This is a genomic window from Xanthomonas sp. SHU 166 (genome assembly GCF_000364685.1).
GTDB lineage: Bacteria > Pseudomonadota > Gammaproteobacteria > Xanthomonadales > Xanthomonadaceae > Xanthomonas_A > Xanthomonas_A sontii.
In genome coordinates this window covers 1-461 of record NZ_AQOJ01000327.1, presented here as the reverse complement: position 1 = coordinate 461, position 461 = coordinate 1, and the positions used below count along the sequence as shown (strand labels likewise).

The following is a 461-nucleotide window of genomic DNA, read 5'->3' as shown; positions in this document are numbered from 1 at the left end:
CGAGCTCGACTTCCCCAACGTGCTCGACAGTTGGGCCTCGCGCCTGCATCCGGACGACAAGCAGGCCACGCTGGACGCGTTCGCCAAGCACCTGGGCGACCGCAGCGGCCAGACCCCGTACGACGTGGACTACCGCCTGCAGCTGAAGAACGGTCAGTACCGCTGGTTCCGCGCGATCGGTACCACCCAGCGCGACGCCCAGGGCTTACCGCTGCGGGTGGCCGGCGCGCTCACCGACATCACCGAGCGGCGCGAGCGCGAGGCGTTCCTGGACATCGTGCTGACGCGCTTCGAGCTGGGCCAGCAGATGCTCAACGACGGCCTGTGGGACATGAGCGTGACCGCCGGCGATCCGATCAATCCGGCCAACGAGTTCTGGTGGTCGCCGCAGTTCCGCGCGTTGCTGGGCTTCGCCTCCGAGGCCGAGTTCCCCAACGTGCTCGACAGTTGGTCCTCGCGCC

At 68.5% G+C, this 461-nt stretch carries 1 protein-coding gene; it reads left to right on the top strand.

The features are described 5' to 3' along the window. The coding region (locus D180_RS09870; protein ID WP_017912663.1) for a PAS domain-containing protein at nt 1–461 on the top strand (461 nt) is incomplete at both ends.